This is a genomic window from Edaphocola flava, assembly GCF_004118155.1.
GTDB lineage: Bacteria > Bacteroidota > Bacteroidia > Chitinophagales > Chitinophagaceae > Edaphocola > Edaphocola flava.
In genome coordinates, this window is sequence record NZ_SAIQ01000003.1 from 20,372 (window position 1) to 43,182 (window position 22,811).

A 22,811-nucleotide genomic window follows, 5' to 3' on the forward strand; every position below is an offset into this window, starting at 1 on the left:
AATGGGTTAAGGGTTTTGGTCCAGGTGCTGCTGCATGTATTCTGCGGTGACTTGTGCTGCAGTATCAGGACTGGAGGATAGTGATGCAATAATATTTTGTTGTTCGTGTATGGTTTTATTCTGACTGAGTTTTTCTTTGGCCAGCAATTCCGTGACCTTTATGCGGAAGCCGGTTACACCGGCCATCAATCCGTTAATGTATTTTTCCGAAAGCCGCGCCCATTGTGCCCGAAAGGCTGTTTCATAATTGTCAATGGTGGCTTCCATTAATTCCTTTACAGCATCCGGTTCGGTAATCACCTCACCGGTGCCATAGGCATGTACGGCCAGATAATTCCAGGTAGGAACATTCTGCTCTTTTTCATAAAGGGAGGGGGAAATATAGGCATGCGGTTCATTAAAGACAACCAGTATTTTATGATTGCTGATATCTTTCCACTGATTATTTTGTTTAGCGAAATGACTGTACAGGAAGAGCTGTCCATCTTCTTCCTTAACCAGGAAGGGCAGATGTGTCGCTACAGGAACATTATCATTGGAAGTAATGATCGTAGCAAAACTGAAGCGTTGCATAAATGCTACAATCCGCTCCCGGTCCTGCATAATATTGATTTTAGGAATGTACATGTCTGCTGATTTTATTAATCCAGTTTGCGCTGTTTACGGTCTGCCTTCTTATTACTGACAAACAGGTTTGAACATTGGTTGGCATACCGGTAATATATATCTTCAGAAAACTGGTCCAGGTATGTCTTGGGCAAAGGCATTTTTAGCTTGATGGGTTTCATTTTGATCAACTCATCATGCTCCATATCATAATAATTCCAGTTACCGATATAGTCACCCGTCAGCAGGTTTATGCTGGATTCCCCACTGCCATCATTTGCAGCATTACCAAACTCATAGCGGCTCATACCTATCAGCTGCATTTTTCTCAGCTTGCCGTCGAAACGAAACTGGCAGGCGTAACCGGCACGCATCCAGTTATGGCGAAACTCAAAACCGTTTCGGGTTTCTTTCAGATAGGAATTGTCATCCATCTCAGTAGATTTACTATGCACCGGTCTGAAAGCCTGGGTAGATAAACGGCACATTATCGTTCCTTCATCTCTGTTCAGCCTAACGGTATCAGCAATACGGTCAAGGTCAAGGTCTCTGATCAGGATATCCTGTGCTTGTAAGGGTAAATAGCTATATAGAATAAGCAGTATGCATAATGTTTTTTTCATATAGGCGCCGCATTTGCCTCAAAGCTACGCCATAATTATATTTGAAAACAAGAAAAAACGTATCTTTAACCTATTAAAATCTCTTTATAAATATTATCCCTCCCGGGAATTACTACTCCGATACACATTATACGGAGCTTGAATAGTTTTATCACATTTTATAAAGAGTCATTATGCAACAGCATACCATAGCCGTAATCGGCGGCACCGGCAAAGCCGGAACTTATCTCGTTATAACATTATTAGCACAGGGCTATAAGCTGAATATGCTCCTGCGTAACCCTGAGAAAGTGACAGGCTTACAGCATCCGCAGATCAATATTGTGGTTGGTACAGTACAACAAGCAGATGCGATTAATGAAGTCCTGAAAGGCTGTACCGCAGTAATCAGTACATTGGGACTGGGCATTCCCGCTAGTGAGCCCGGCATTTTCAGTCAGTCGACCAGGAATATATTGCTTGCCATGCAGCAACAGCTCATTGGCCGTTACCTGGTCATCACCGGCCTGAACGTAGATACCCCTTCAGATCATAAAGGCCCGGAAACCGCTGCAGGCACCGCATGGATGAAGGAGCATTTTCCCGTATCTACTGCAGATAAACAATCAGAGTATTCCTTACTTGCAGATAGTACAGCAGACTGGACAATGGTACGCTTACCCAGAATTGAGCAAACTGATCTACTCAAAGAGATCTGTATAAGTCTTGAGGATTGCCCGGGAACCAGCATTAGTGCAAGCAGTCTGGCACACTTCCTCATAGAACAGATAAATGCTGAAACGTATATTCGTAAGGCTCCGTTTATCGCCGACAAATAAACATAAAGGCAGTATATTAATTATACTGCCTCTTTTCATTTTCGGTCCGTACATATGCCTTTTCGGCACACAATTAAGACATTTGGGGCGAAAAAACAGGATAACTTCTTATAAATTCAGCAACTTTGCATATATCCCGTTTTGTGCGGTACAAGTTATACAAGGGCAAATGACTATAAATGACAAATAAAAAGAATACATTTCTGAGCAATAACCGGAAGCGGCTTTTATTTACCGTTTCTGCATTCCTGTTATTGTACCTGGTTGCCTATATACTGGACCCGTTTTCTGCTCAGTGGTACGGCTTTTTTGAGCGCAGTCCGCTGCGTATGTTCAGAGAGTTGGGTACCAGCCTGGTGATCTGCCTGGCCATTTCAGAGTCGGCCATTACCATCAGCAATATCCTGAATAAATATATTCAATGGACCTCGCGGCCATTGACCCGGCTCATTCTGGAGACGGGCCTTAACCTGGTGCTGGTATTAATCATCAACCTGCTGGTCAGTGCCTGGTGCCTGTACGGAGATCCGGAGATTGCCAATTACGTACCCTCGCCGGAAGAGCAGAGAGGCTTTATACAATGGGTCATTGTAAGTATCATTATTTCCTTTATGATTATGGGCATCAATATCGGAAATTACCTGATCTCGAACTGGAAGAATGAAGTGATCAGGGTATCAGAATTGAACCAGCTGGCTACAGAATCAGAACTGCAATCATTAAAACTGCAATTAGATCCTCACTTCGTATTCAACAACTTAAGTGTGCTATCTGAACTCATACTTGAAGATCAGCAACTGGGCTACGCCTATGCAGAGAACTTCTCTAAGATTTACCGGTATATGCTGGTCAATGCCAAGAAAGACCTTATTCCGCTGGAAGAGGAACTCAAATTCCTGGACTCATACATGTTCCTGATTGAGAACCGTTTTGGTTCTGGTGTTCATTTTAATATCAATGTGCACCCGGAAGCTAAGGCAATGGGTATGCCACCATTAACCATACAGATGCTCGTGGAGAATGCACTGAAGCATAACCGCACCAATAAAAAGGAACCCCTGACTATTGACATTTATGACCAGGAGGGCACCGCACTGATCGTAGCCAATAACCTGCTTCCGATAGAGCGGACTATAGATTCGTCCGGCATTGGTCTGCGTAATATTTTGCGCCGCTACCACTTGTTGTCGCAGCAGGAACCCAAAATTGCGGCAGATCAGCAGTCCTTTAAAGTAATCGTACCATTGATAAAGATATGATCGAAACCATACTCATTATAGAAGACGAAAAACCTAATGCTGACCGGCTGAAACGCCTGATCAAAGCGATTAAACCGCAGGTAGAGATACTGGCGGTAATAGACAGTGTGGCCGATAGTATAGCCTGGTTTGGGGCACATGAGCAACCGGATATGGTGCTCTCCGACATACGCCTGTCCGATGGCATTAGTTTTGAGATATTTGATAAGATCACCCTTACCTGTCCCATTATTTTCACCACAGCTTATGATGAGTATGCAATAAAAGCATTTAAGTACAACAGTATCGATTACCTGCTCAAGCCTATTGAACAGGAAGAACTTGAGACAGCCTTTATCAAATGGGATTCTATAGTCACTACAGGAGACCCGGTGTCTCTGAAAGGCTTGCTGGATTATATTCAGCCCAGAGAGTTCAGAACCCGCTTCCTGTTGCCGTTTAAAGATGGATACAAATCTCTCAAAGTGGAAGACATTGCTTATTTCTATTCTGAGTTTAAGATCACCCATGCACACCTGCAGCAGGGACAGGAGGATATTGTCCCTCAGACCCTGGAAGAGCTGGAGCAGCAGCTGGACCCGAAAGTATTCTTCAGGGTAAACCGTCAGTACATCGTACATATTAACGATATACAGCGGGTGCACAATTACTTTAACGGCAAACTGAAGCTGGAACTGAAGAGCAATCCAGCGGCAGACATCGTAGTGAGCCGCGATAAGGCACAGCTATTGAGAAACTGGATGGATTTTTAATCATCAGGTATCAACCGGAGCTGGGATGTAATCCTATTAAAAATGAACGATACTATGATTGCATTTGAGATCATGGTTAATTTATTTTTTCGAAGCAGTATGCCACTAAGTATAGGCCTGCTGTTTTCGTCTTGTTGCTAAGCCCAGGATACATTGAGGCCATGCAGCATACATTTTTATTGCCTGTAAATCCGGCTGATGAAGCCCTACAGTTCAGCAATAAAATTTGACGGTTCGGTTAGTTTTAACGGGAACGCCTTTTTATGTTTTATTTCTTTTGCAAACACAATTTAATACCTCTATACAATGACAAAATTATTTGCTCATAAGCATATCATATCACGCGCAGCATTATTCCTGGCCGTTTCAGCAGTACTCAGTTCCTGTGGCAACGATCAGTCGCAAAACATGCAGCCGCCGCCAGCGGAAGTAGACTTTATGGAAGTTCTCCCCGGTTCGGCATTAATGGAACAAAAATATCCCGGCACAATTGAAGGTGCTGTAAATGTAGAAGTCAAAGCACAGGTAAGCGGTTATCTCGAAGCCATATACGTACATGAAGGCGATTATGTACAGAAAGGCCAGGCCCTGTTTCGCATTAAGGGAGATGTATACCGCGAGCAGGTCAATAACAGCCAGGCAGCCCTGAAAGCCGCAATGGCCGCAGAAGAATCTGCCCGTATTGAAGTCGAAAAGATCAGACCGCTGGTAGAAGGCAAGGTAGTAGCCGATGTACAACTGAAAACAGCTCAGGCCAATTATGCCGCTGCCAAAGCACAGGTGTCACAAGCCCGTGCTGCCGTAGGTTCATCACAGATCAATGCCGATTTCAGCCTCATCAAAGCACCGGTAAGCGGTTATATCGGGCGCATTCCGAATCGTATCGGTAACCTGGTAACCCCTGCGGACATGACACCCTTAACGACATTATCAGACATCAATAAAGTATTCGTCTACTTCAACCTGAGTGAGCCCGACTTCCTCGCCTGGATAAAGGAAAAGGAAACCGATACCGGCATGAATACTGTTGAGATGGTCATGGCGGATGGTACACCATATCGCCTGAAAGGCAAACTGGAAGCAGCGAGTGGTAACATAGACCGTACCACAGGCAGCATTGCCATGAAAGCCGTGTTTGACAATCCTGACAAGCTATTGCGCTCGGGTGGTTCGGCCAAAATCCTGCTGAAGAAAAGCCTGAACAGCACGCTGCTGGTACCTATGGCCAGTGTAAAGGATATTCAGAACAAGTATTTCGTTTTTGTCCTGGCCGATAGCAATAAAGTAGCCATGACGCCTATCGAGGTAGGTGGCCATGACGGGAACAATTATATCCTGAACGGCGGACTGAACAACGGTGCCAAAATTGCCATCAACCGAATTGATGTGCTGAACGATGGTATGGTGGTCAAACCCATTATGATACCGGCAGATTCCGTTTTACACAAATAAACCATTTTATCAACGATCAAGGTTCAACATATAAACCATGTTAAAAAGAATTATAGACAGACCCGTACTGGCAACCGTCATCTCTGTGGTGATCGTCATACTGGGTATTATAGGCCTGAGCAGGCTGCCCATAACCCGCTTCCCGGACATCTCTCCGCCGACCGTAATGGTAACCGGCAGTTATCCGGGCGGAAACAGTGAAGCCGTATTGCGCTCCGTAGTAACCCCGCTGGAAGAGCAGATCAATGGGGTGGAAAATATGCAGTACATCAAATCTACCGCCAGTAACGATGGTAGTTTCTCAGTACAGATTGTATTCAAACAAGGGGTAAATCCCGACCAGGCTGCCGTAAACGTGCAGAACAGGGTACAGCAGGCCACGCCTATATTGCCCGCAGAGGTGGTGCGTATGGGACTGACTACATCTAAGCAGCAGAACAGTATGATCATGATCTTTACGATCGCGACCAAAGACAATGCAGCATACGATGAGCTGTTCCTGCAGAACTATGTAAACATAAACCTGATTCCGCAGATCAAACGTGTGCCCGGAGTAGGGCAGGCACAGATGTTTGGTACCAAAGACTACTCCATGAGGGTATGGCTGAATCCGCAGCGCATGGCTACATACGGACTTATTCCTGCAGATGTAACCAATGCGATTGCCAGTCAGAGCCTGGAAGCCGCACCGGGTAAGCTGGGAGAGGAATCAGATGCGGCACTGGAATATGTAATCCGTTATAAAGGTAAAAAAGCGAAACCGGAAGAGTATGAAAATATCATTGTCAAGCGCAATGGTAGTGACCTGGTGCGCCTGCGCGATGTGGCCCGTATCGAACTGGGATCGATCAGCTATAGCGGAGATAATAAACTGAATGGTAAAAATGCCGTTACCATCGCCATCCTCCAAACCTCAGGCTCTAATGCCAATGAGATTGAGATCGGGGTAAAGAAAGAGCTGGAGCAAGCGGCCAAATCCTTCCCTCCGGGTATCGAATACCACAGTATGATGAGTACCAAAGACCGTCTGGACGAAGCCACAGGGCAGGTAAAGTCTACACTGATCGAGGCATTTATCCTTGTATTCATTGTAGTATTCCTGTTCTTACAGGATTTCCGTTCGACCATCATCCCGGCAATAGCCGTACCAGTAGCGATTATAGGAACCTTCTTCTTCCTCTTAGCCCTCGGCTTTACGATCAATATCCTTACGCTCTTTGCCCTGGTACTGGCCATCGGTATTGTGGTAGATGATGCTATCGTCGTCGTCGAAGCCGTGCATAGCAAGATGGAGGGATCGCATATGAGCGGACGAGAAGCCACACACAGTGCGATGGGAGAGATTACCGGTGCAGTTATTTCCATCACCCTGGTTATGGCTGCGGTATTTATCCCGATTGGATTTATGACTGGTTCATCCGGTTTATTCTATAAGCAATTTGCTTATACCTTAGCCATTGCCATTATTATTTCTGCTGTAAACGCTCTTACATTAACCCCGGCATTATGTGCGCTGTTACTGAAAAATACACATGCCACTGAAGGCGGTAAGCAAATGGGATTCGGGAAGCGCTTCTTTACCGCATTCAATTCCGGCTTTGATAATTTCACCGGCAGATACATAAAAGGCGTACGCTTCTTTACCCGCAAAAAATGGCTGGGCGCGGGTTTTGTCCTGCTCATCACGGGTGTAGCCATCTGGCTCATGACCAGTACACCGCGTAGTTTTGTACCGATGGAGGATGATAGCTTTATTGCCTATAGTCTGAGCATGCCACCGGGCACTGGTCTGGACCGTACTACAGAAGTGGCAGAAAAAATAAATAAAATGCTGGCCAATGTAGAATCGGTAGAAAGTAATTCCGGCATTACCGGTTTCAATATCCTCAGCAACAGTGCAGGGCCATCTTATGCCATGGGCTTTATCAAACTGAAACCAGCAAAAAACCGCGGCAAAGTAAAAGACATTGAAGAGATCTTCAACATCATATCAGAAAAACTGACTACGATCAAAGAGGGTACGGTAATGGCTTTCCGCTTCCCACCGGTTGACGGTTACGGGGTCATGAGCGGTGCCGAGCTGGTGCTACAGGACCGTATGGGCAAAGATCCGGCATCGATCAAAGCGATGGCCGATAATGTGATCGGACAGATCATGCAGCAGCCAGGTGTACAGTATGCCTATACGATGTTCCGTGCCGATTATCCGCAACTGGAACTGGAGGTGGACGAAGATCGTGCCAGCCAGATGGGTGTAGATGTGAGCGGTATGCTGGCAGCTATACAGACCTATTTTGCCGGAGACCAGTCCCTGAACTTTACCCGATTCGGGAAATTCTACCGGGTGAATATTAAGGCGGATGGCGTATTCCGTACCGACCAGGAGGCCTTCAACGAGATTTTTGTCCGCAATGATAAAAATGAAATGGTGCCGGTAAAATCAATGGTTACGCTGAAAAAGGTATACGGACCGGAGTCTGTAAATCGCTATAACATGTACAATGCCGTAACCATAAATGTGGTTGCCGCACCGGGATATAGTAATGGTGCCATTATGAACACACTGGAGCAAAATGTCCTGGGCAAGCTGCCTTCTGATTATAGTTTTGAGTGGACGGGCCTGAGCCTGGAAGAAAAAGCTTCGGGCAACCAGACTATGCTGATCCTGGCGCTGAGCCTGCTCTTTGTATACTTCCTGCTGGCGGCACAATATGAAAGCTATCTGCTGCCACTGGCTGTACTGCTCTCTATTCCTACGGGTGTACTAGGTGCCTTCCTGGGTATCCGTGCGATCGGACTGGACAATAATATTTATGTACAGGTAGGGCTCATCATGCTGATCGGTTTGCTGGCCAAGAATGCCATTCTTATTGTAGAGTTCGGCGTACAGCGCCGCAGGGCTGGGTTGTCTATTATAGATGCCGCACTGGATGCAGCCAAAGCCCGTCTGCGCCCTATTATTATGACCTCTCTGGCCTTTATCGTAGGTATGATACCGCTGATGATGGCAAAAGGCGGCTCAGCTGCCGGTAACCGCTCGATCAGTACGGGTGCTGCAATGGGTATGCTGAGCGGGGTAGTACTGGGTATCGTGGTGATACCGCTGTTATTTATGTTATTCCAGTACCTGCAGGAGAAAGTATCGGGTAAGCATAAAATGGTTACACAAGCTAATTTAAACGAACATGAAGATCACTAAATCATATATCCTCCTGATTGCAGGACTTGCCCTCACGGTAAGTTCCTGCGATGTGGGAAAGAAATACAGCCGTACAGCACTCAACCTGCCACAGGAGTTCCGCGAGCCGATGGCACTCACTGCCGATACGGTGCAGTTACCCTGGCGCACTTTTTTCAAAGAGCCGCAACTGGTACAGCTGATAGAAAAGGCATTGGTACAGAATAATGATATAAATATTGCCTTAAAAAGCATGGAGCAGCTGGACCTGGCGTATCGTCAGGCTAAGCAATCCTTATTACCTACACTGGACCTGAATGCCGGTGCCAACAGAACCTGGCCCTCCAAGAACAGCCTGAACGGCTCACTGACTGAGCAGTTTATCGGTACTCCCTATATGGACGATTACAGCGCTATGCTGCGCCTGTCCTGGGAGATAGACATCTGGGGTAAGGCCAAAATGCAGAAGACAGAAGCAAAGGCCAATTATTTTGCGCAGAAAGAAAACCTTAGTGCATTGAAAACACGCATCATCACACAGGTGGCACAGGCCTATTACAGCCTGATGAGCCTTGATGAACAATTGCGGATCGCGCAGCAGAACATTGCCCTGAGTGATAGCACACTCACCATGATGTGCCTGCAATTCAATGCCGGACAGATCAATTCCCTGGCTGTAGAGCAGGCCGCAGCACAGCAGAAGACCGCAGAGCTATTGGTGCCCATGGCCGTGCAGAATATCCGTATACAGGAGAATGCCTTAAGCATTCTATGCGGCAGCTATCCCGACAGTATCAGCAGGGCAGCCAATATGCTGGATGCCACGCCGGAAGATCATTTTGCCTATGGCGTTCCAGCTGCATTATTAAGCCGCAGACCAGATGTAAAGGCAGCTGAACTGGCGGTGATTTCTGCCAATGCCCGCACCGGTCTGGCCAATGCGGCAAGGTATCCGAGCTTCAGCCTTAGTCCGCAGGTTGGGGTCAATTCTTATAAGTTCAACACCTGGTTTGACCTTCCCGGCTCTATAACCAAGACCCTGGCGGTAAACCTGACACAGCCTTTATTTAATAAACGTGCCCTGAAGACAGCTTATGAAACTGCAGTACTCGAACAGGAGAAGGCAACAATCCAGTTCCGGCAATCCGTGATGACTGCGGTAGGAGAAGTATCCGATGCACTAGCCCGTTCTAAAGGGGCAACAGAACGCAATGTACTGGTACAGCAGAAAAGTGCCTCATTGAACAAAGCTATCTCTGATGCCATGAAGCTATATCGTGCAGGTATGGCTACTTACCTGGAGGTCATTACGGCACAGAACAATAAACTACAGAACGATCTGGAAGCCATTAGCATCAGGCTGGAAAAATTGAATGCCATGACCGAATTATACCGCGCATTGGGTGGTGGTAGTGATGAATAATATTGCCCAAAGTATTGTTGTAACAGGCTTCCGTTCATAACGGAAGCCTGTTTTATATTATTAACTGAGTATGCGCTTAAAGGAAACAAAGATTAGCATTATGATTTAGGCATTCTATTTATATCTATTGGTACCTTTTGCCTTGATGCAAAAGGTACCGCCAAAAAATCAAGGCTGTATAAATCCATGGCTAAAAATCAATGTGTCGGTCGGTCGCAAACCAGACTCACTGCGTTCAGACAGTGGTTTGCAACTCTATCGACCGAGCCAATGATTTTATGAACGCCGGATTTATAAGGCCATTTCGAGCGATCTGTACAGTACGGATCGCTTATTGTTTTCTAAGCTAGCGCACGCGCCCTCGCGTGTGCCGGTTTGGGAACGCGCGCCAGAGAAGAGCTTCAGCAACCGAAAGTTTCGTACCCTGAGGTCCTCGAAGGGTAAGCTCAGACGATCAATGCACGCAACGGTACAAAATGGCGGTGCCTTGCAATCGCCTTGATGAAATATCATTTTTGCACCTTTTGTTGCCGGACAATAGGACAAACAAGATAGTTTACTATATACGGATAGTCAGTTATTATTACTATCTGAACAAAGGATATTTTCAATTCTGACACTTTAGCCCTAACTTTGCCTTTCTCAGGCATTGCATTAACTCGGGTTTGAAAAAACTACTCTTACATATCATTATTATTTTGTTCATACTGGATACAACTTCATTGTATCAGGTGTTCAAGATGCCTTCCCTTATCAATCATTTCACAGAGCATCAGCATTTAAATCCTCAAATGGGATTAATAGATTTCATGTCGATGCATTACTGGGGAGAAGACATTAAGGATAATGATTATGAAAAAGACATGCAGCTTCCGTTCAAGAAGATTGACATACAACAGACCTGTTTCCTGTTTATCCCCCAAAGCCATACAATTGTCTTCCATGACATCTCCTGGCCTTCCGGTCCGAATTATGGCCTGATGCATTCGCAGAATCACTATAACACCATACTGGGTACACTCTTCCGGCCTCCGCAGGCATAAATACATGTGTTTATACTACAGGACAATCCTCCTGTAATGGGTATACCATGCAGCAATATTTTTGCTTCGCATGGATTGTATATTATGTATTTATTCCAGATCATGCTTAATAAAATCATTCAGTTTTCTGTTAAAAACAAACTGGCTGTCGGCATCCTCATACTGGTATGGATCGCTTTCGGCGCCTACCAGCTGAGCCGCCTGCCAATCGATGCGGTACCGGATATTACCAATAACCAGGTACAGGTCATCACCACCGCACCTGCACTGGGTGCAGAAGATGTAGAAAGGTTTATCACCTTTCCTATAGAACAGGCCCTCAGCAATATACCCGGCCTGAAAGAAAGCCGTAGTATGTCACGCTTCGGTCTGTCCCTGATCACCGTTGTCTTTGAAGACGGATCAGATATATACTGGGCGCGACAGCAAGTAACCGAAAGGCTTGCGCAGGCAGAGATCAGTGCCGATGCCAGCACACCCCAGATGGGTCCGGTCACTACCGGACTGGGCGAGATATACCAATATGTATTAAAACCCGAAAATGGCTATGAGCATAAATATTCCCTGGCCGACCTGCGTACCATCCAGGACTGGGTGGTGCGCAGACAACTGCTGGGTACACCTGGCGTAGCCGATGTATCCACTTTCGGGGGCGAACTGAAACAATACGAAGTAGCCGTTCAACCCGCACAACTCAAAGCCTTTAACCTGAGCATCAGTGATGTGTTTACCGCACTGCATCAGAACAACCAGAATACGGGTGGGGCCTATATAGAAAAAGGACCATCTGTATTATATATCCGCAGTGTGGGCCTTGCGGGTAACCTCGACGACATCCGCAATATCGTGATCAAAACCAGTACAGACGGTACGCCCGTACTGGTGCAGCATGTAGCCGATGTGCGCCTGGGTGCTGCTATACGCTACGGAGCGCTAACGATGGCGGGCAAGGGCGAACTGACCGGAGGCATTGTAATGATGCTGAAAGATGCCAACTCTTCCGAAGCCATAAAACAGGTTAAAAAACGCGTTGCGGAGATCCAGAAAACCTTGCCGGAAGGCCTCACTATAGAGCCTTTCCTGGACCGGACCAAGATGGTAAACAATGCTATTGGTACAGTAGAAAAGAATCTGCTGGAAGGTGCGCTGATCGTGGTTTTGGTACTGGTTATCTTCCTGGGCAATTTGAGGGCTGGGCTCATCGTAGCCTCCGTAATTCCATTGTCCATGTTATTTGCCGTTTCTATGATGAACCTGTTCGGGGTGAGTGGCAACCTGATGAGCCTGGGCGCACTGGACTTCGGATTGATTGTAGACGGTGCCGTAATCATAGTTGAAGCCATACTGCATCATATCCATTTCTCTAAAAAATATACAGGCATTAACCAACTGTCTAGAGCAGAAATGAATGCAGAGGTCAGCGGTTCTGCATCACGCATGATGAATGCAGCGGTATTCGGACAGATCATTATCCTGATTGTATACCTCCCGATCCTGTCCCTGTCCGGTATTGAGGGTAAGATGTTCAAACCTATGGCCCAGACCGTAGCCTTTGCTATTATGGGTGCCTTTATATTATCCCTGACCTATGTTCCCATGATCAGCTCAATGTTCATCAGCCGGAAGATCAGCCATAAACCCAACTGGTCGGATCGTGTAATGGCCAGACTGGAAGCGGCGTACAGCAAATCTTTACAAAAAGCCCTGAACATCCGGAAAACAATGGTGCTTACCACCTTTGCCTTATTCGGACTGGCTTTGCTGGTATTCAGCCGCATGGGTGGTGAGTTTATTCCGCAACTGGAGGAAGGCGATTTCGCTACAGAAACCCGTCTACTCGTTGGTACCAACCTATCCACTACCATTGATGCCTTCAATCGTATTTCGGACCGTTTGAAAAAAGACTATCCTGAAGTGGAGAAGATTGTATCCCGTATCGGTAGTGCAGAAATCCCCACCGATCCTATGCCGATAGAAGGTGGTGATATGATCATCGTATTAAAAGATAAATCAGAATGGACCAGCGCCCGTTCCTTCCCGGAACTGGCCGAGAAAATGGCGGCAACGGCACAGGAAGTCGTTCCGGGTGTGACTACCGGATTTCAATACCCGGTGCAGATGCGCTTTAATGAACTGATGACGGGTGCCAAACAAGATGTGGTCTGCAAGATATACGGTGAAGATCTCGATAAACTGGCAGCCTATGCAGAACAACTGGGCGATATTTCCCGCAGCGTGAAAGGTACTGCTGACTGGTATGTCGAAAAAGTAACCGGTATGCCGCAGGTAGTTATTGATTTTAATCGTAGTGAAATAGCCAAATACGGTCTGAACATAGATGAGCTGAACCGCACGATCAATGCGGCTTTTGCCGGTGCAGCAGCCGGACAGGTGTATGAGGGTGAGAAGCGTTTTGACCTTGTGGTCAGGGTAGGTAGTGAAGGCAGAAAGAGTATTGAAGACATACGCAACCTTTCCGTATCTACACCAACCGGCATACAGCTCCCATTATACCAGGTGGCTACAATTGAAGAAGTAGAAGGTCCCAACCAGATACAAAGAGAGAATGCGCGTCGCAGGATTATCGTCGGCTTTAATGTAAGGGGCAGGGATGTGGAATCGATTGTAAAAGAACTCAAAGATAAAGTGGCCGCAAAAATGAAGCTGGAACCGGGTTATACCATGACTTACGGAGGAGCATTTGAAAACCTGCAACAGGCCAAGTCGAGACTGACCATAGCCGTGCCGGTCGCATTGCTGCTCATTTTCATCATGCTCTACTTCGCATTCTCTTCTGTCAAAGACGGATTACTGATTTATACGGCAATCCCATTATCTGCCATAGGCGGGGTCTTTGCCCTTGCTCTCAGGGGTATGCCCTTCAGCATATCGGCTGGTGTAGGATTTATTGCCTTGTTCGGTGTGGCCGTGTTGAATGGTATTGTATTGCTTTCGGAATTTAACCGGATTAAAAAAGAAGGCGTCATAACAGATCCCCTGCAATTGGTCATGACCGGCACCCGAAACCGTTTGCGCCCGGTACTGATGACTGCTGCGGTAGCCTCTCTGGGCTTCCTTCCTATGGCCCTTAGTAATGGAGCCGGTGCGGAGGTACAGCGTCCGCTGGCTACAGTTGTGATCGGCGGTCTGATCACCGCTACATTCCTGACCCTATTCGTATTACCGGCATTATACCTGTTGTTCCAACACAAAAAGAAGATAAATGGCAAAGTCGCAGCAGTATTGCTCTTGCTGCTCTTGCCCGCTACCATGCAGGCACAGCAACAGCAGGACATAACATTGGATGAGGCCTTGAACCTGGTGAAGAAAACCAATCCGCGCATGAAACTGGCGCAACTACAGGCACAGGCCAGAAGGCAGGAAATACCGGCTGCATTCAATCTGCCCAAAACCAGTATAGATGCAGATTACGGGCAGGTAAGCAGCATTAACCATGATACCCGCTTTGGCATTAATCAATCCTTCAGCTTACCGGCTGTATACCAGTCGCAGCGTAAAGTAATGGAAGCAGCCTACACAGCAACCCTGATCAATGTAAAACTGACTGAGCAGGAGCTGGCAGCGGCATTGCGCCACAGCTTTTACCAATACGTACAGCTTGAGGCCAGACAGCAATTACTGCAATATGCAGACAGTATTTACAGTTTGTTTGAAAGCCGCTCCGAGCTTCGCTTTGAGAAAGGTGCGGCCAATATACTGGAGCAGACTACTGCAAGGGCACATCGGCAGGAGATCAGTAATCAATTGCAATTGGTAGCGGAAGATATGGCCCTGGTCAGTAAGCAATTCAACTTCCTGCTACAGGACAATACCCAATATGTACCCAAAGCAGCAGCCAAGATCAGCTGGCAAGCGGAAACCCTTGATACCACTGCTTCAATAGTACATCTGCCCATAGCAGCACTGGCGGCGCAGAAGGCAGAAATAGCCCATTATCAATGGAAGGCGGAACAGGCACAAAAGCTACCGGAACTCAGTATCGGATACAATAACCAGAGCCTTATCGGGGTGCAGCAGATAGCGGGCGCGGAACAATATTTCGGTGCCGGAAAGCGGTTCAGCTATATTACCGCCGGTGTAAGTATACCTATATTCTCCCGTTCTATTGCCGCCAGAGCTGCGGCGGCAAAAACAGACTGGCAGCGCAGCAGAGCCGAAGCGGATTATACCCTTAGCCAGCTGCAAACAGCCATCAGCCAGGCTTTTGATCAGGTACGAAAATATACCACAGGATTGCAGTATTACGAGCACAAAGGATTGCATTACGCAGAGCAAATCATTAACACCGCAGATGAAGAATTTAAGGCTGGTGAGATTGATTACCTCCAATGGGTTCTGCTCGTCGATCAGGCGATCAGCATCCGTACGGCACATTTAAATATGCTGGAGCAATATAATACAGCAGTCATTGAATTATTAAAATTAACCAATCAGTAAACGCATTCAGATGAATAAATATATTGTTTTAATAGGCCTGATCCTGTTATCGGCCTGCGGACAAAATAAACAACAGGATAAAGAAAAGGTAGCGGCAAAAGCCGGCAGCAATACACCGGAAACAGTAAGTTTCAGTCCGGCACAACTGTCTTCTGCGGGTATTGAAGTGGGTAATCCGACCATGCAAAGTATTAATAATACGCTGGTATTGCAAGGTAAGATTGATGTTCCGCCGCAAAGTATCATCAGCCTGAGTTTCCCGCTGGGCGGCTACCTGAAATCGACCAAACTACTGCCTGGCGCCCCGGTGCGCAAAGGACAGGTACTGGCCGAACTGGAAGACATGCAGTTTATACAACTGCAGCAGGACTATCTCGTAGCCAAAGAACGACTTGTACTGGCACAGGCAGAGTATAACCGGCAAAGGGATCTGAATGCCAGCAAAGCCAGCAGTGATAAAGTGATGCAGCAGGCCAGGGCGGAAATGGAGACACACCGTATACTGGTAAAGTCTCTGGCCCAGAAGTTGCAGGTCATTGGTATTAGTCCCTCAAACCTGAGTCCCGATCATATCAGCAGAACGGTGAGTATCACCTCACCGATCAATGGTTATGTGTCTAAGGTAAATGTGACTATTGGTAAATATACCTCACCGGCAGATGTGTTGTTTGAACTCATCGACCCGCGGGATATACACCTTATGCTACACGTATTTGAGCAGGACCTGCAATCCATCTCCATAGGGCAGGAGGTCATGGCTTATACCAATAACAACCCGGATGAAAAGATACCTGCTGAGGTGATCCTGATCGGGAAAAGCCTGGACGATAACCGCATTGCAGCAGTACATTGCCATTTCAAGCAATACAGACCAGAGCTGGTTCCGGGCATGTTTATGAATGGAGCTGTTGCTATCACAGAACAAAATGCATTGACAGTACCAGAAGCAGCGATTGTGCGCTGGGAAAATAAGTTTTATGTATTCCAAGAAATGGGGCAGGGCAGGTTTCAAATGCTTCCGGTCATCCCGGGTATCAGCAAAGACGGCTTACAGCAGTTTACGGCAAGTGGTGTTAATACCAGTACACGTCTGGTGCTGAAAAATGCTTATGCTGTGCTGATGAAGATGAAGAATACGGAGGAGTAGAAACAGGCATTGATATTCAAACAATGTTATTAAATGTCCGGGTACTTATAGTACCCGGACATTTATATTTAAGTGTATCACCACAATTTCTGTTATTTCCCCACATTGAGAAAAGGGTATTTTACCCGCTGTTTACGCTATTTGCTTTTAATATCACCTTCAACAAAACTGCAATGACAACTTTAGAACAATTAAACCAGGCCCCGACATGGCATGGTGCCATTAAAAACTATTTTACACCCGGCGATATTGCCTGTATGAGATCTGTACGCGGCTTCGATCTGGGCAACTATTCTTTTGTGGTAAGTCACGCACCGGATATATACCAGCGTGTATCGCTCCCTCCCGATGCTCCGGGCCGTATGCCGGAAGACAGTGATCCATGGACCAGTGACATGATCAGCAACTTTCTGGCCTGGATGGAAGCCGGATACCCTGAAGGCAAGCCGGAACCGGTAATGATGCGCAAAATGGAGGCCGCAGCTGTAGCCGGTCGTTTAAGAAAAAGCCTTACTTCTCTTTCTTCGGAAGAGGTTGACTTATTAAAAACAGCCTTTGCCGGTATTATGGCACTGGGTACAGAAGACCTGAACGGATATTTCCAGAATGCCGCCATACATGGCCTGCCTCTGGCTTATTGCCAGCACCACGATCCGGGATTCCAGCCCTGGCACAGGGTGCAGATGTGGGCTTTTGAAAATTGCCTGCTTACCATAAAAGGTTGCGAGAATGTTACCCTTCCGTACTGGGATTTTAATGAATTGCTACCTTCCTGGATGTACGAAGCACCATTTGACTCCTATACTTTACCGGTTGATATTTCGGCAGGCAGTACCAGTCCTTACTATAAAAAAGGCTATCAGACACAGCGCTATAGTCCGCAGCAGATCATGACCAATTTCAATAATGATGTGGTTAAATCATTTGCGAATGCACAGACAGAGCAATGGTGGGATAATTTTAATGGTCTGCTGGACAATACACCTAACCTTGATTTTATACAGGGACATGATTCCGGACATGATAGTACGGGCGATACCATGAGCCGCCAGAATGTATCGGCTTTTGACCCCATATTCTGGTTCTACCATTGTAACCTCGACCGTATGTGGTGGATATGGCAGGCCAACCACGATGCACAGGATTATGAGGGCTTCATGAAGACCATCAAAAACAAAAACAGCTCCAGTTATACTGTATTTACCAATAATGTAGTCGGCAAGATGAATCCATGGGCACTGAACCTTAAGCGTGATGACCTTACGGCTGCCTATACCATAGATCTGAACAATTTTGATGTTGCTTATGAGTCTATGGTACTGTCCCTGCCAGAACCGATCGAGCATAAACAAGTGAGCCTGGGTATGGCCCGTGTCTTCGAAACCGATATACAGGAGGTGAATGTGCGCGTAGACAACCTGAACAGAACCCGCATTCCGGGCACCTTTAAAGTGCATTTACTTAAAGACGGAGTAATTATTGATAGCTCTGTATTTTTCCAGCCGGATGAGGTACAAAAATGTGAGAACTGTATGAAAAATCCGGTAGTGCATTTTGATTTCAGACTACCGCTGCAAGCTGTTGAAGGCGGATTGTTAAGCATACAGGTTGAGCCAAATGAAAAAGAAATGTACGGAGATACCGTGCCGCTGAAAGTACTGGGCAATCCTGAAATCAGTGTGGCCCTGCTGATGAAAGCGCCATAGCCGATTTAAGTAAGACATAACATTAACCTTAAAACTTATGGTATATGGCCCAGGAATTATCGTCACCCTGCTGTGGTGCACATCATAAGCACCCCATACAGAAGCCGGCAGGAGTAAAGGTCAAAAAGACCCTGCGATCAGTACCCGGCGCATTGCTCAGTGCAGGCATTGTATTGTTTCCCAAATGCCCGATGTGCTGGGCAGCTTATATGAGTATGTTTGGCAGCGTAGGGCTCTCGAACATTCCTTATATGAAATGGCTATTACCAGTATTGATTGGCTTTCTGCTCATCAACCTCTATTTCATTTTCCGGAAGGTGAGGAGCAGGGGATATGGTCCTTTTATCTGCAGCCTCATGGGAGCCGTCATCATCATTGCCTGTAAGGTACTGTTCCCCGAGATGAAGTACCTGCTGATGCTGGGTATAGCACTGGTATTTTCCGGCTCGCTCTGGAACAGCTTTGCCCGGCAGAAAGATCCATCGCAATACAGCACTGATGCCGGCATTACAGTATAAATATAAACCCTGTACAATCATTTGTATGGGGTTTATTGTTTATGTAATTAACGGAGCATCCGCTTAAAGGAAACAAAGCCTAACGTTATGTTTTAGGTATGCTAATTATATCTATTGTTACCTTTTGCCTTGATGCAAAAGATAACGCCAAAAAATCAAGGCTGTATAAATCCCTGGCTAAAAATCAAGGTGGTCGGTCGGTCGCAAACCAAACTCACTTCGTTCAGACAATGGTTTCCGACTGAATCGACCGAGCCAATGATTTTCTTGACGCCGGATTTATAAGGCCATCATAAGCGATCTGTTCTGTACGGATCACTTGCCTGTTTCATCATAGCAAAGCAATTTTTGCCATTTCGATGCCCTTTAGTGATTTTATCAGTACACTTAAAACAGTTTGAGCTGTTTTTCATCTGTATGCTGCTGATCAAAGTTTGATAAGCCTACACCTAAAAGGCGTACCCGTTTATCGTGAAGAGTGGCTTTTTCCAGGATTATTTTTACCGCATCCAGAATAGACTCGTGATCGTTGATCCATTCCGATAAAGACAGGCTGCGGGTCATAAGGGAAAAGTCGTGAAATTTGAATTTAACCGTTACCGTTCTGCCTTTCAGTCCATGACGCTCCAGGCGCTTGGAGAGCCGTCCAGAAAGCGTTTCCAGTTCGGGCAGCATCGTTTCCTTTGTAATCAGATCATCCTGGTAGGTATCTTCTACACTAACCGATTTGGTTTCGCGGTGCGGTTGTACGGCACGGTTATCGATACCCCTGACAATCAGGTAATAGAATTTGCCGGGTTTACCGAAATGCCGGATCATTTCTGCCTCTGTCAATTGCTTGAGATCAGCACCCGTATGCAGTCCCATGGATTTCATTTTAGCAGCCGTAACCTTGCCCACACCAAAGAACTTCTCTACCGCCAGTGCTTCCATAAAGGCCTCCACCCTTGATGGTCCGATGAAGGTGAGCCCGTCGGGTTTATTCATATCAGAGGCAATCTTGGCTACAAACTTATTAATGGAAACACCTGCAGAAGCGGTTAGTTGTAATTCTGTCCTGATCGCATCTTTGATCTGTGTAGCGATCTCTATGGCCGAACCGATGCCTTTTTTATCCATGGTTACATCAAGATAAGCCTCATCCAGAGAAAGGGGTTCAATAATATCAGTATATCGCCTGAAAATCTCCCTGATATGGTTGGATACGGCTTTATAGGCATCAAAGCGGGGAAATACAAATATAGCTTCGGGACATAGTCTCTGTGCGGTTTTGGAAGACATGGCCGAGCGGATACCGAACTTCCTGGCCTCATAACTGGCCGTAGCTACCACACCACCGCGTCCCTCCGGAGAGCCCCCTACAACCAGTGGCTTGCCCCGGTATTCGGGAAAGTCTCGCTGCTCTACAGACGCATAGAATGCATCCATATCGATATGGATTATCTTCCGTTGCGTGCCCTCTGTAGTCATCTGGATTAGGTTATGATCAATGTGTTGGAATCAAAATTAAGAAAAGGCCGGAGAATAATAATGTGTACAGCAGAACAATAATCCACAATATCATATGGTGATTTTGCCAATCAGATATTTGCAACTAATTTTAGCGTACCGGTTTCATCCATTTTTCATCCTTTATATAAAGAATCAAAAACATGAGTAAAATAATTTTCGACAGTGCAATATCACTCGACGGTTTTTTCGCAGGGAATAACAGAAGTCCTCAGAACCCGATGGGTGGTGTGTCAGCGCAGATTCATTCCTGGATGTTTCATCAAAAAGCATTCTGGAACCATTTAGGGCTCGATGGCGGTAACGAAGATGGGCCTGATGGACAATTGATCAGAGCAACGATTGAACGAACTGGTGCATATATTATGGGTAAACGTATGTTCGAAGAAGGAGCAGCGAGCTGGCCGAATGATTTATACAAGGCAGACGTTTATGTACTCACCCATGAAAAGCGGGAGCCCTGGGTTCAGCAAGGAACAACCACTTTTTATTTTATAAATGAGGGTATACATACAGCACTACAAATGGCAAGGGAGTCCGCAAAGGGGAAGGATATTCGCATACAGGGAGGGGCCAATACTATTCAGCAGTTTTTGAATGCCGGATTGGTAGACGAATTTTTTATTCATATTGCCCCTGTTTTCCTCGGAAACGGTATCCGTTTATTTGAGGGAATTGATAAAGATAAATATGACCTAACCATTGCTGAGGTTATACCATCTGATCTGACCACTCATATCAGGTATACACTGACAAAAAAATAACACTGAGCATGAGAACATTACTGTTACTGACCCTGTTGCCGTTTTTTACGGCTTGCGAAGCGCAAACCAAAACCTATTCTTCCAGACTGGAATACGGGCTTAAAGGAGCGGTAAAAGAAGTGAACACCTATGGCTGTATCGCAAAAAATGACCAGATACCTAAAGATACCACCGGTTTTATTTCAAAATTCAAAATGACCTTTGATGAGCCGGGCAATGCCATAGAAACCTACAATGTATATAGTCCAATGAAGTCCGGAGGCATAACACCAACAAGCCGGACTATTTATTCCGGTAACGGGAAGGACATCAGCTACAGATTACTTTCAGCGCTTGAAGAGGGGAGGGAAAAAGAATCACATCACCAATATGTCTGGCAGGATGATTATACCTACAAAATCATCAATATGGATGACACAACATCCTCACAAACCATTACGCTGGATAAAGATTTCAGTATTATAAAAATGGTTACTGAAAGCGATTCATTTTATGCAGTCGACCAACGAGAAACCATTTACAAAAATGGCAAAATTGCTAAAGTAATTACCCGCTCAACCGACAAAATGGATGGAGAGACCAATAACTCCATAAGCATTTGGGTCGTTAAGGAATATGATAAACACGACAACCCAAGTGTGCTGTATATATACGACAATGCCGATGAGCAAGACCTGAAAACGGTGGTGTTTAAGACATATCAGTATTACTGAGATTACAAATATTTTGAAAATTATATTATTGCGCCTATTTTTGAGTTGTCTGCTATATTCCGACACAACCCATTTATGAAAGAACAATTACTGAAAGCCTATCAAGACAGACAAGCAGACTTCAAAACTGTTAAAGCAAAATTTTCTGACGAAGATATGGCTGGTCCATTTCTTATGTCGCCAAACGACAAGTATGCACAACAACCATTTCCTTTACTAATTGTTGGACAAGAAACTAATGGCTGGGACTACCACGTTGACGACTTGAACAAGCAAATGCGAGTTTACGAAAACTTCAATGTGGGTATTAACTATTACGCATCAACTTTTTGGAACGTAACACGAAAAGTAGAACAAGCACTAGGAAACGAACCTCATACTTGTTCATGGACAAACATCAGCAAGTTTGACCTTGACGGTGGACGCTCTTATGGCGAATATGAAACTGCAATTGCAACTTTGGACAATTTATTGTTGACAGAAATAAAAATAATCAAACCAAAGGTTTGCTTATTTCTTTCTGGACCATCTTTTGACGGACGCCTAAAAAATATTTTCCCTGACATTGAATTTGCAGCGGTTACTGGACATTCCTCAAGAGAACTTTCACAACTTAAACATTTAGACTTACCAACTTTTACATTTAGGTCATATCATCCAAACTATTTACGACGTAGCGGACTTGAACCTGAATTTATCAACTTCATCGCTAGCCTAACCAAATGATACAGCACACAACATTGGGTTTGCCCAAAGCGGAGCGTCCGTGCTAGATTGAACATTCGTTCTTCTATTGAGCATTTGTGCAAAAAATCCCCACCATCAAAAAGTCCCAAAGCCGT

At 45.8% G+C, this 22,811-nt stretch carries 17 protein-coding genes; 14 read left to right on the forward strand and 3 right to left on the reverse strand.

Annotation, left to right across the window (positions count from 1 at the left end; all coding sequences use genetic code 11):
* Window positions 1-6 precede the first annotated feature (6 nt).
* Window positions 7-627 (reverse strand): FMN-binding negative transcriptional regulator, encoded by a 621-nt coding sequence (locus EMP01_RS09665; RefSeq protein WP_129021321.1) that lies wholly within the window; start codon window positions 625-627, stop codon window positions 7-9.
* 14 nt (window positions 628-641) lie between these two features.
* On the reverse strand, window positions 642-1,229 hold the full coding sequence (locus tag EMP01_RS09670; RefSeq protein WP_129021322.1) for a hypothetical protein: 588 nt from the start codon (window positions 1,227-1,229) through the stop codon (window positions 642-644).
* A gap of 173 nt (window positions 1,230-1,402) precedes the next feature.
* Between EMP01_RS09670 and EMP01_RS09675 the strand changes: the two genes are divergently transcribed.
* The 11 genes from EMP01_RS09675 to EMP01_RS09725 all read left to right on the forward strand — a co-directional run bounded on the left by EMP01_RS09675 (window position 1,403) and on the right by EMP01_RS09725 (window position 18,983).
* Window positions 1,403-2,047, forward strand: coding sequence for an NAD(P)-dependent oxidoreductase (locus EMP01_RS09675; protein WP_129021323.1), 645 nt, complete (start codon window positions 1,403-1,405; stop codon window positions 2,045-2,047).
* 179 nt (window positions 2,048-2,226) lie between these two features.
* Complete coding sequence (locus tag EMP01_RS09680) at window positions 2,227-3,306, forward strand: sensor histidine kinase (RefSeq protein WP_129021324.1); 1,080 nt, start codon at window positions 2,227-2,229, stop codon at window positions 3,304-3,306.
* Window positions 3,303-4,058, forward strand: a complete 756-nt coding sequence (locus EMP01_RS09685; protein WP_129021325.1) for a LytR/AlgR family response regulator transcription factor — start codon at window positions 3,303-3,305, stop codon at window positions 4,056-4,058. The genes EMP01_RS09680 and EMP01_RS09685 overlap by 4 nt, the downstream gene beginning before the upstream one ends.
* Window positions 4,059-4,364: 306 nt before the next feature.
* Window positions 4,365-5,510 (forward strand): efflux RND transporter periplasmic adaptor subunit, encoded by a 1,146-nt coding sequence (locus tag EMP01_RS09690; protein ID WP_129021326.1) that lies wholly within the window; start codon window positions 4,365-4,367, stop codon window positions 5,508-5,510.
* Between the two features lie 37 nt (window positions 5,511-5,547).
* Window positions 5,548-8,709, forward strand: a complete 3,162-nt coding sequence (locus EMP01_RS09695) for an efflux RND transporter permease subunit (protein ID WP_129021327.1) — start codon at window positions 5,548-5,550, stop codon at window positions 8,707-8,709.
* Entirely contained in the window at window positions 8,696-10,111 is a 1,416-nt protein-coding gene (locus tag EMP01_RS09700; RefSeq protein ID WP_129021328.1) for a TolC family protein, read from the forward strand. Before EMP01_RS09695 ends, EMP01_RS09700 begins: the two co-directional genes overlap by 14 nt.
* 791 nt (window positions 10,112-10,902) lie before the next feature.
* Complete coding sequence (locus EMP01_RS09705) at window positions 10,903-11,154, forward strand: hypothetical protein (protein WP_202616044.1); 252 nt, start codon at window positions 10,903-10,905, stop codon at window positions 11,152-11,154.
* 102 nt (window positions 11,155-11,256) lie between these two features.
* On the forward strand, window positions 11,257-15,612 hold the full coding sequence (locus tag EMP01_RS09710; protein ID WP_129021330.1) for a CusA/CzcA family heavy metal efflux RND transporter: 4,356 nt from the start codon (window positions 11,257-11,259) through the stop codon (window positions 15,610-15,612).
* A gap of 10 nt (window positions 15,613-15,622) precedes the next feature.
* On the forward strand, window positions 15,623-16,759 hold the full coding sequence (locus EMP01_RS09715) for an efflux RND transporter periplasmic adaptor subunit (protein ID WP_129021331.1): 1,137 nt from the start codon (window positions 15,623-15,625) through the stop codon (window positions 16,757-16,759).
* Between the two features lie 173 nt (window positions 16,760-16,932).
* Window positions 16,933-18,465: a tyrosinase family protein gene (locus EMP01_RS09720; protein WP_161971305.1), complete on the forward strand. Its 1,533-nt coding sequence runs from the start codon at window positions 16,933-16,935 to the stop codon at window positions 18,463-18,465.
* 44 nt (window positions 18,466-18,509) lie between these two features.
* Window positions 18,510-18,983 carry a hypothetical protein gene (locus EMP01_RS09725; protein ID WP_129021333.1) on the forward strand — a complete coding sequence of 158 codons (474 nt, stop codon included), beginning with the start codon at window positions 18,510-18,512 and terminating at the stop codon, window positions 18,981-18,983.
* A 387-nt stretch (window positions 18,984-19,370) separates the two neighbouring features.
* Here EMP01_RS09725 and dinB read toward each other — a convergent pair whose 3' ends face one another.
* Window positions 19,371-20,453: a DNA polymerase IV gene (gene dinB, locus EMP01_RS09730; RefSeq protein WP_129021334.1), complete on the reverse strand. Its 1,083-nt coding sequence runs from the start codon at window positions 20,451-20,453 to the stop codon at window positions 19,371-19,373.
* Window positions 20,454-20,635: 182 nt separating this feature from the next.
* Here dinB and EMP01_RS09735 point away from each other — a divergent pair, with 182 nt between their 5' ends.
* From EMP01_RS09735 to EMP01_RS09745, 3 genes are all read left to right on the forward strand, one after another.
* Window positions 20,636-21,256 (forward strand): dihydrofolate reductase family protein, encoded by a 621-nt coding sequence (locus tag EMP01_RS09735; RefSeq protein WP_129021335.1) that lies wholly within the window; start codon window positions 20,636-20,638, stop codon window positions 21,254-21,256.
* 8 nt (window positions 21,257-21,264) lie between these two features.
* Window positions 21,265-21,969 (forward strand): hypothetical protein, encoded by a 705-nt coding sequence (locus EMP01_RS09740; RefSeq protein ID WP_129021336.1) that lies wholly within the window; start codon window positions 21,265-21,267, stop codon window positions 21,967-21,969.
* Window positions 21,970-22,044: 75 nt separating this feature from the next.
* Window positions 22,045-22,695 carry a hypothetical protein gene (locus tag EMP01_RS09745; protein WP_129021337.1) on the forward strand — a complete coding sequence of 217 codons (651 nt, stop codon included), beginning with the start codon at window positions 22,045-22,047 and terminating at the stop codon, window positions 22,693-22,695.
* Window positions 22,696-22,811: the final 116 nt, after the last annotated feature.

Bases quoted from the DNA above. Each gene is read 5' to 3' on its own strand.
- EMP01_RS09665 (WP_129021321.1), bottom strand. From the start codon at position 627: ATGTACATTCCTAAAATCAATATTATGCAGGACCGGGAGCGGATTGTA.
- EMP01_RS09670 (WP_129021322.1), bottom strand. From the start codon at position 1,229: ATGAAAAAAACATTATGCATACTGCTTATTCTATATAGCTATTTACCC.
- EMP01_RS09675 (WP_129021323.1), top strand. From the start codon at position 1,403: ATGCAACAGCATACCATAGCCGTAATCGGCGGCACCGGCAAAGCCGGA.
- EMP01_RS09680 (WP_129021324.1), top strand. From the start codon at position 2,227: ATGACAAATAAAAAGAATACATTTCTGAGCAATAACCGGAAGCGGCTT.
- EMP01_RS09685 (WP_129021325.1), top strand. From the start codon at position 3,303: ATGATCGAAACCATACTCATTATAGAAGACGAAAAACCTAATGCTGAC.
- EMP01_RS09690 (WP_129021326.1), top strand. From the start codon at position 4,365: ATGACAAAATTATTTGCTCATAAGCATATCATATCACGCGCAGCATTA.
- EMP01_RS09695 (WP_129021327.1), top strand. From the start codon at position 5,548: ATGTTAAAAAGAATTATAGACAGACCCGTACTGGCAACCGTCATCTCT.
- EMP01_RS09700 (WP_129021328.1), top strand. From the start codon at position 8,696: ATGAAGATCACTAAATCATATATCCTCCTGATTGCAGGACTTGCCCTC.
- EMP01_RS09705 (WP_202616044.1), top strand. From the start codon at position 10,903: ATGGGATTAATAGATTTCATGTCGATGCATTACTGGGGAGAAGACATT.
- EMP01_RS09710 (WP_129021330.1), top strand. From the start codon at position 11,257: ATGCTTAATAAAATCATTCAGTTTTCTGTTAAAAACAAACTGGCTGTC.
- EMP01_RS09715 (WP_129021331.1), top strand. From the start codon at position 15,623: ATGAATAAATATATTGTTTTAATAGGCCTGATCCTGTTATCGGCCTGC.
- EMP01_RS09720 (WP_161971305.1), top strand. From the start codon at position 16,933: ATGACAACTTTAGAACAATTAAACCAGGCCCCGACATGGCATGGTGCC.
- EMP01_RS09725 (WP_129021333.1), top strand. From the start codon at position 18,510: ATGGCCCAGGAATTATCGTCACCCTGCTGTGGTGCACATCATAAGCAC.
- dinB (WP_129021334.1), bottom strand. From the start codon at position 20,453: ATGACTACAGAGGGCACGCAACGGAAGATAATCCATATCGATATGGAT.
- EMP01_RS09735 (WP_129021335.1), top strand. From the start codon at position 20,636: ATGAGTAAAATAATTTTCGACAGTGCAATATCACTCGACGGTTTTTTC.
- EMP01_RS09740 (WP_129021336.1), top strand. From the start codon at position 21,265: ATGAGAACATTACTGTTACTGACCCTGTTGCCGTTTTTTACGGCTTGC.
- EMP01_RS09745 (WP_129021337.1), top strand. From the start codon at position 22,045: ATGAAAGAACAATTACTGAAAGCCTATCAAGACAGACAAGCAGACTTC.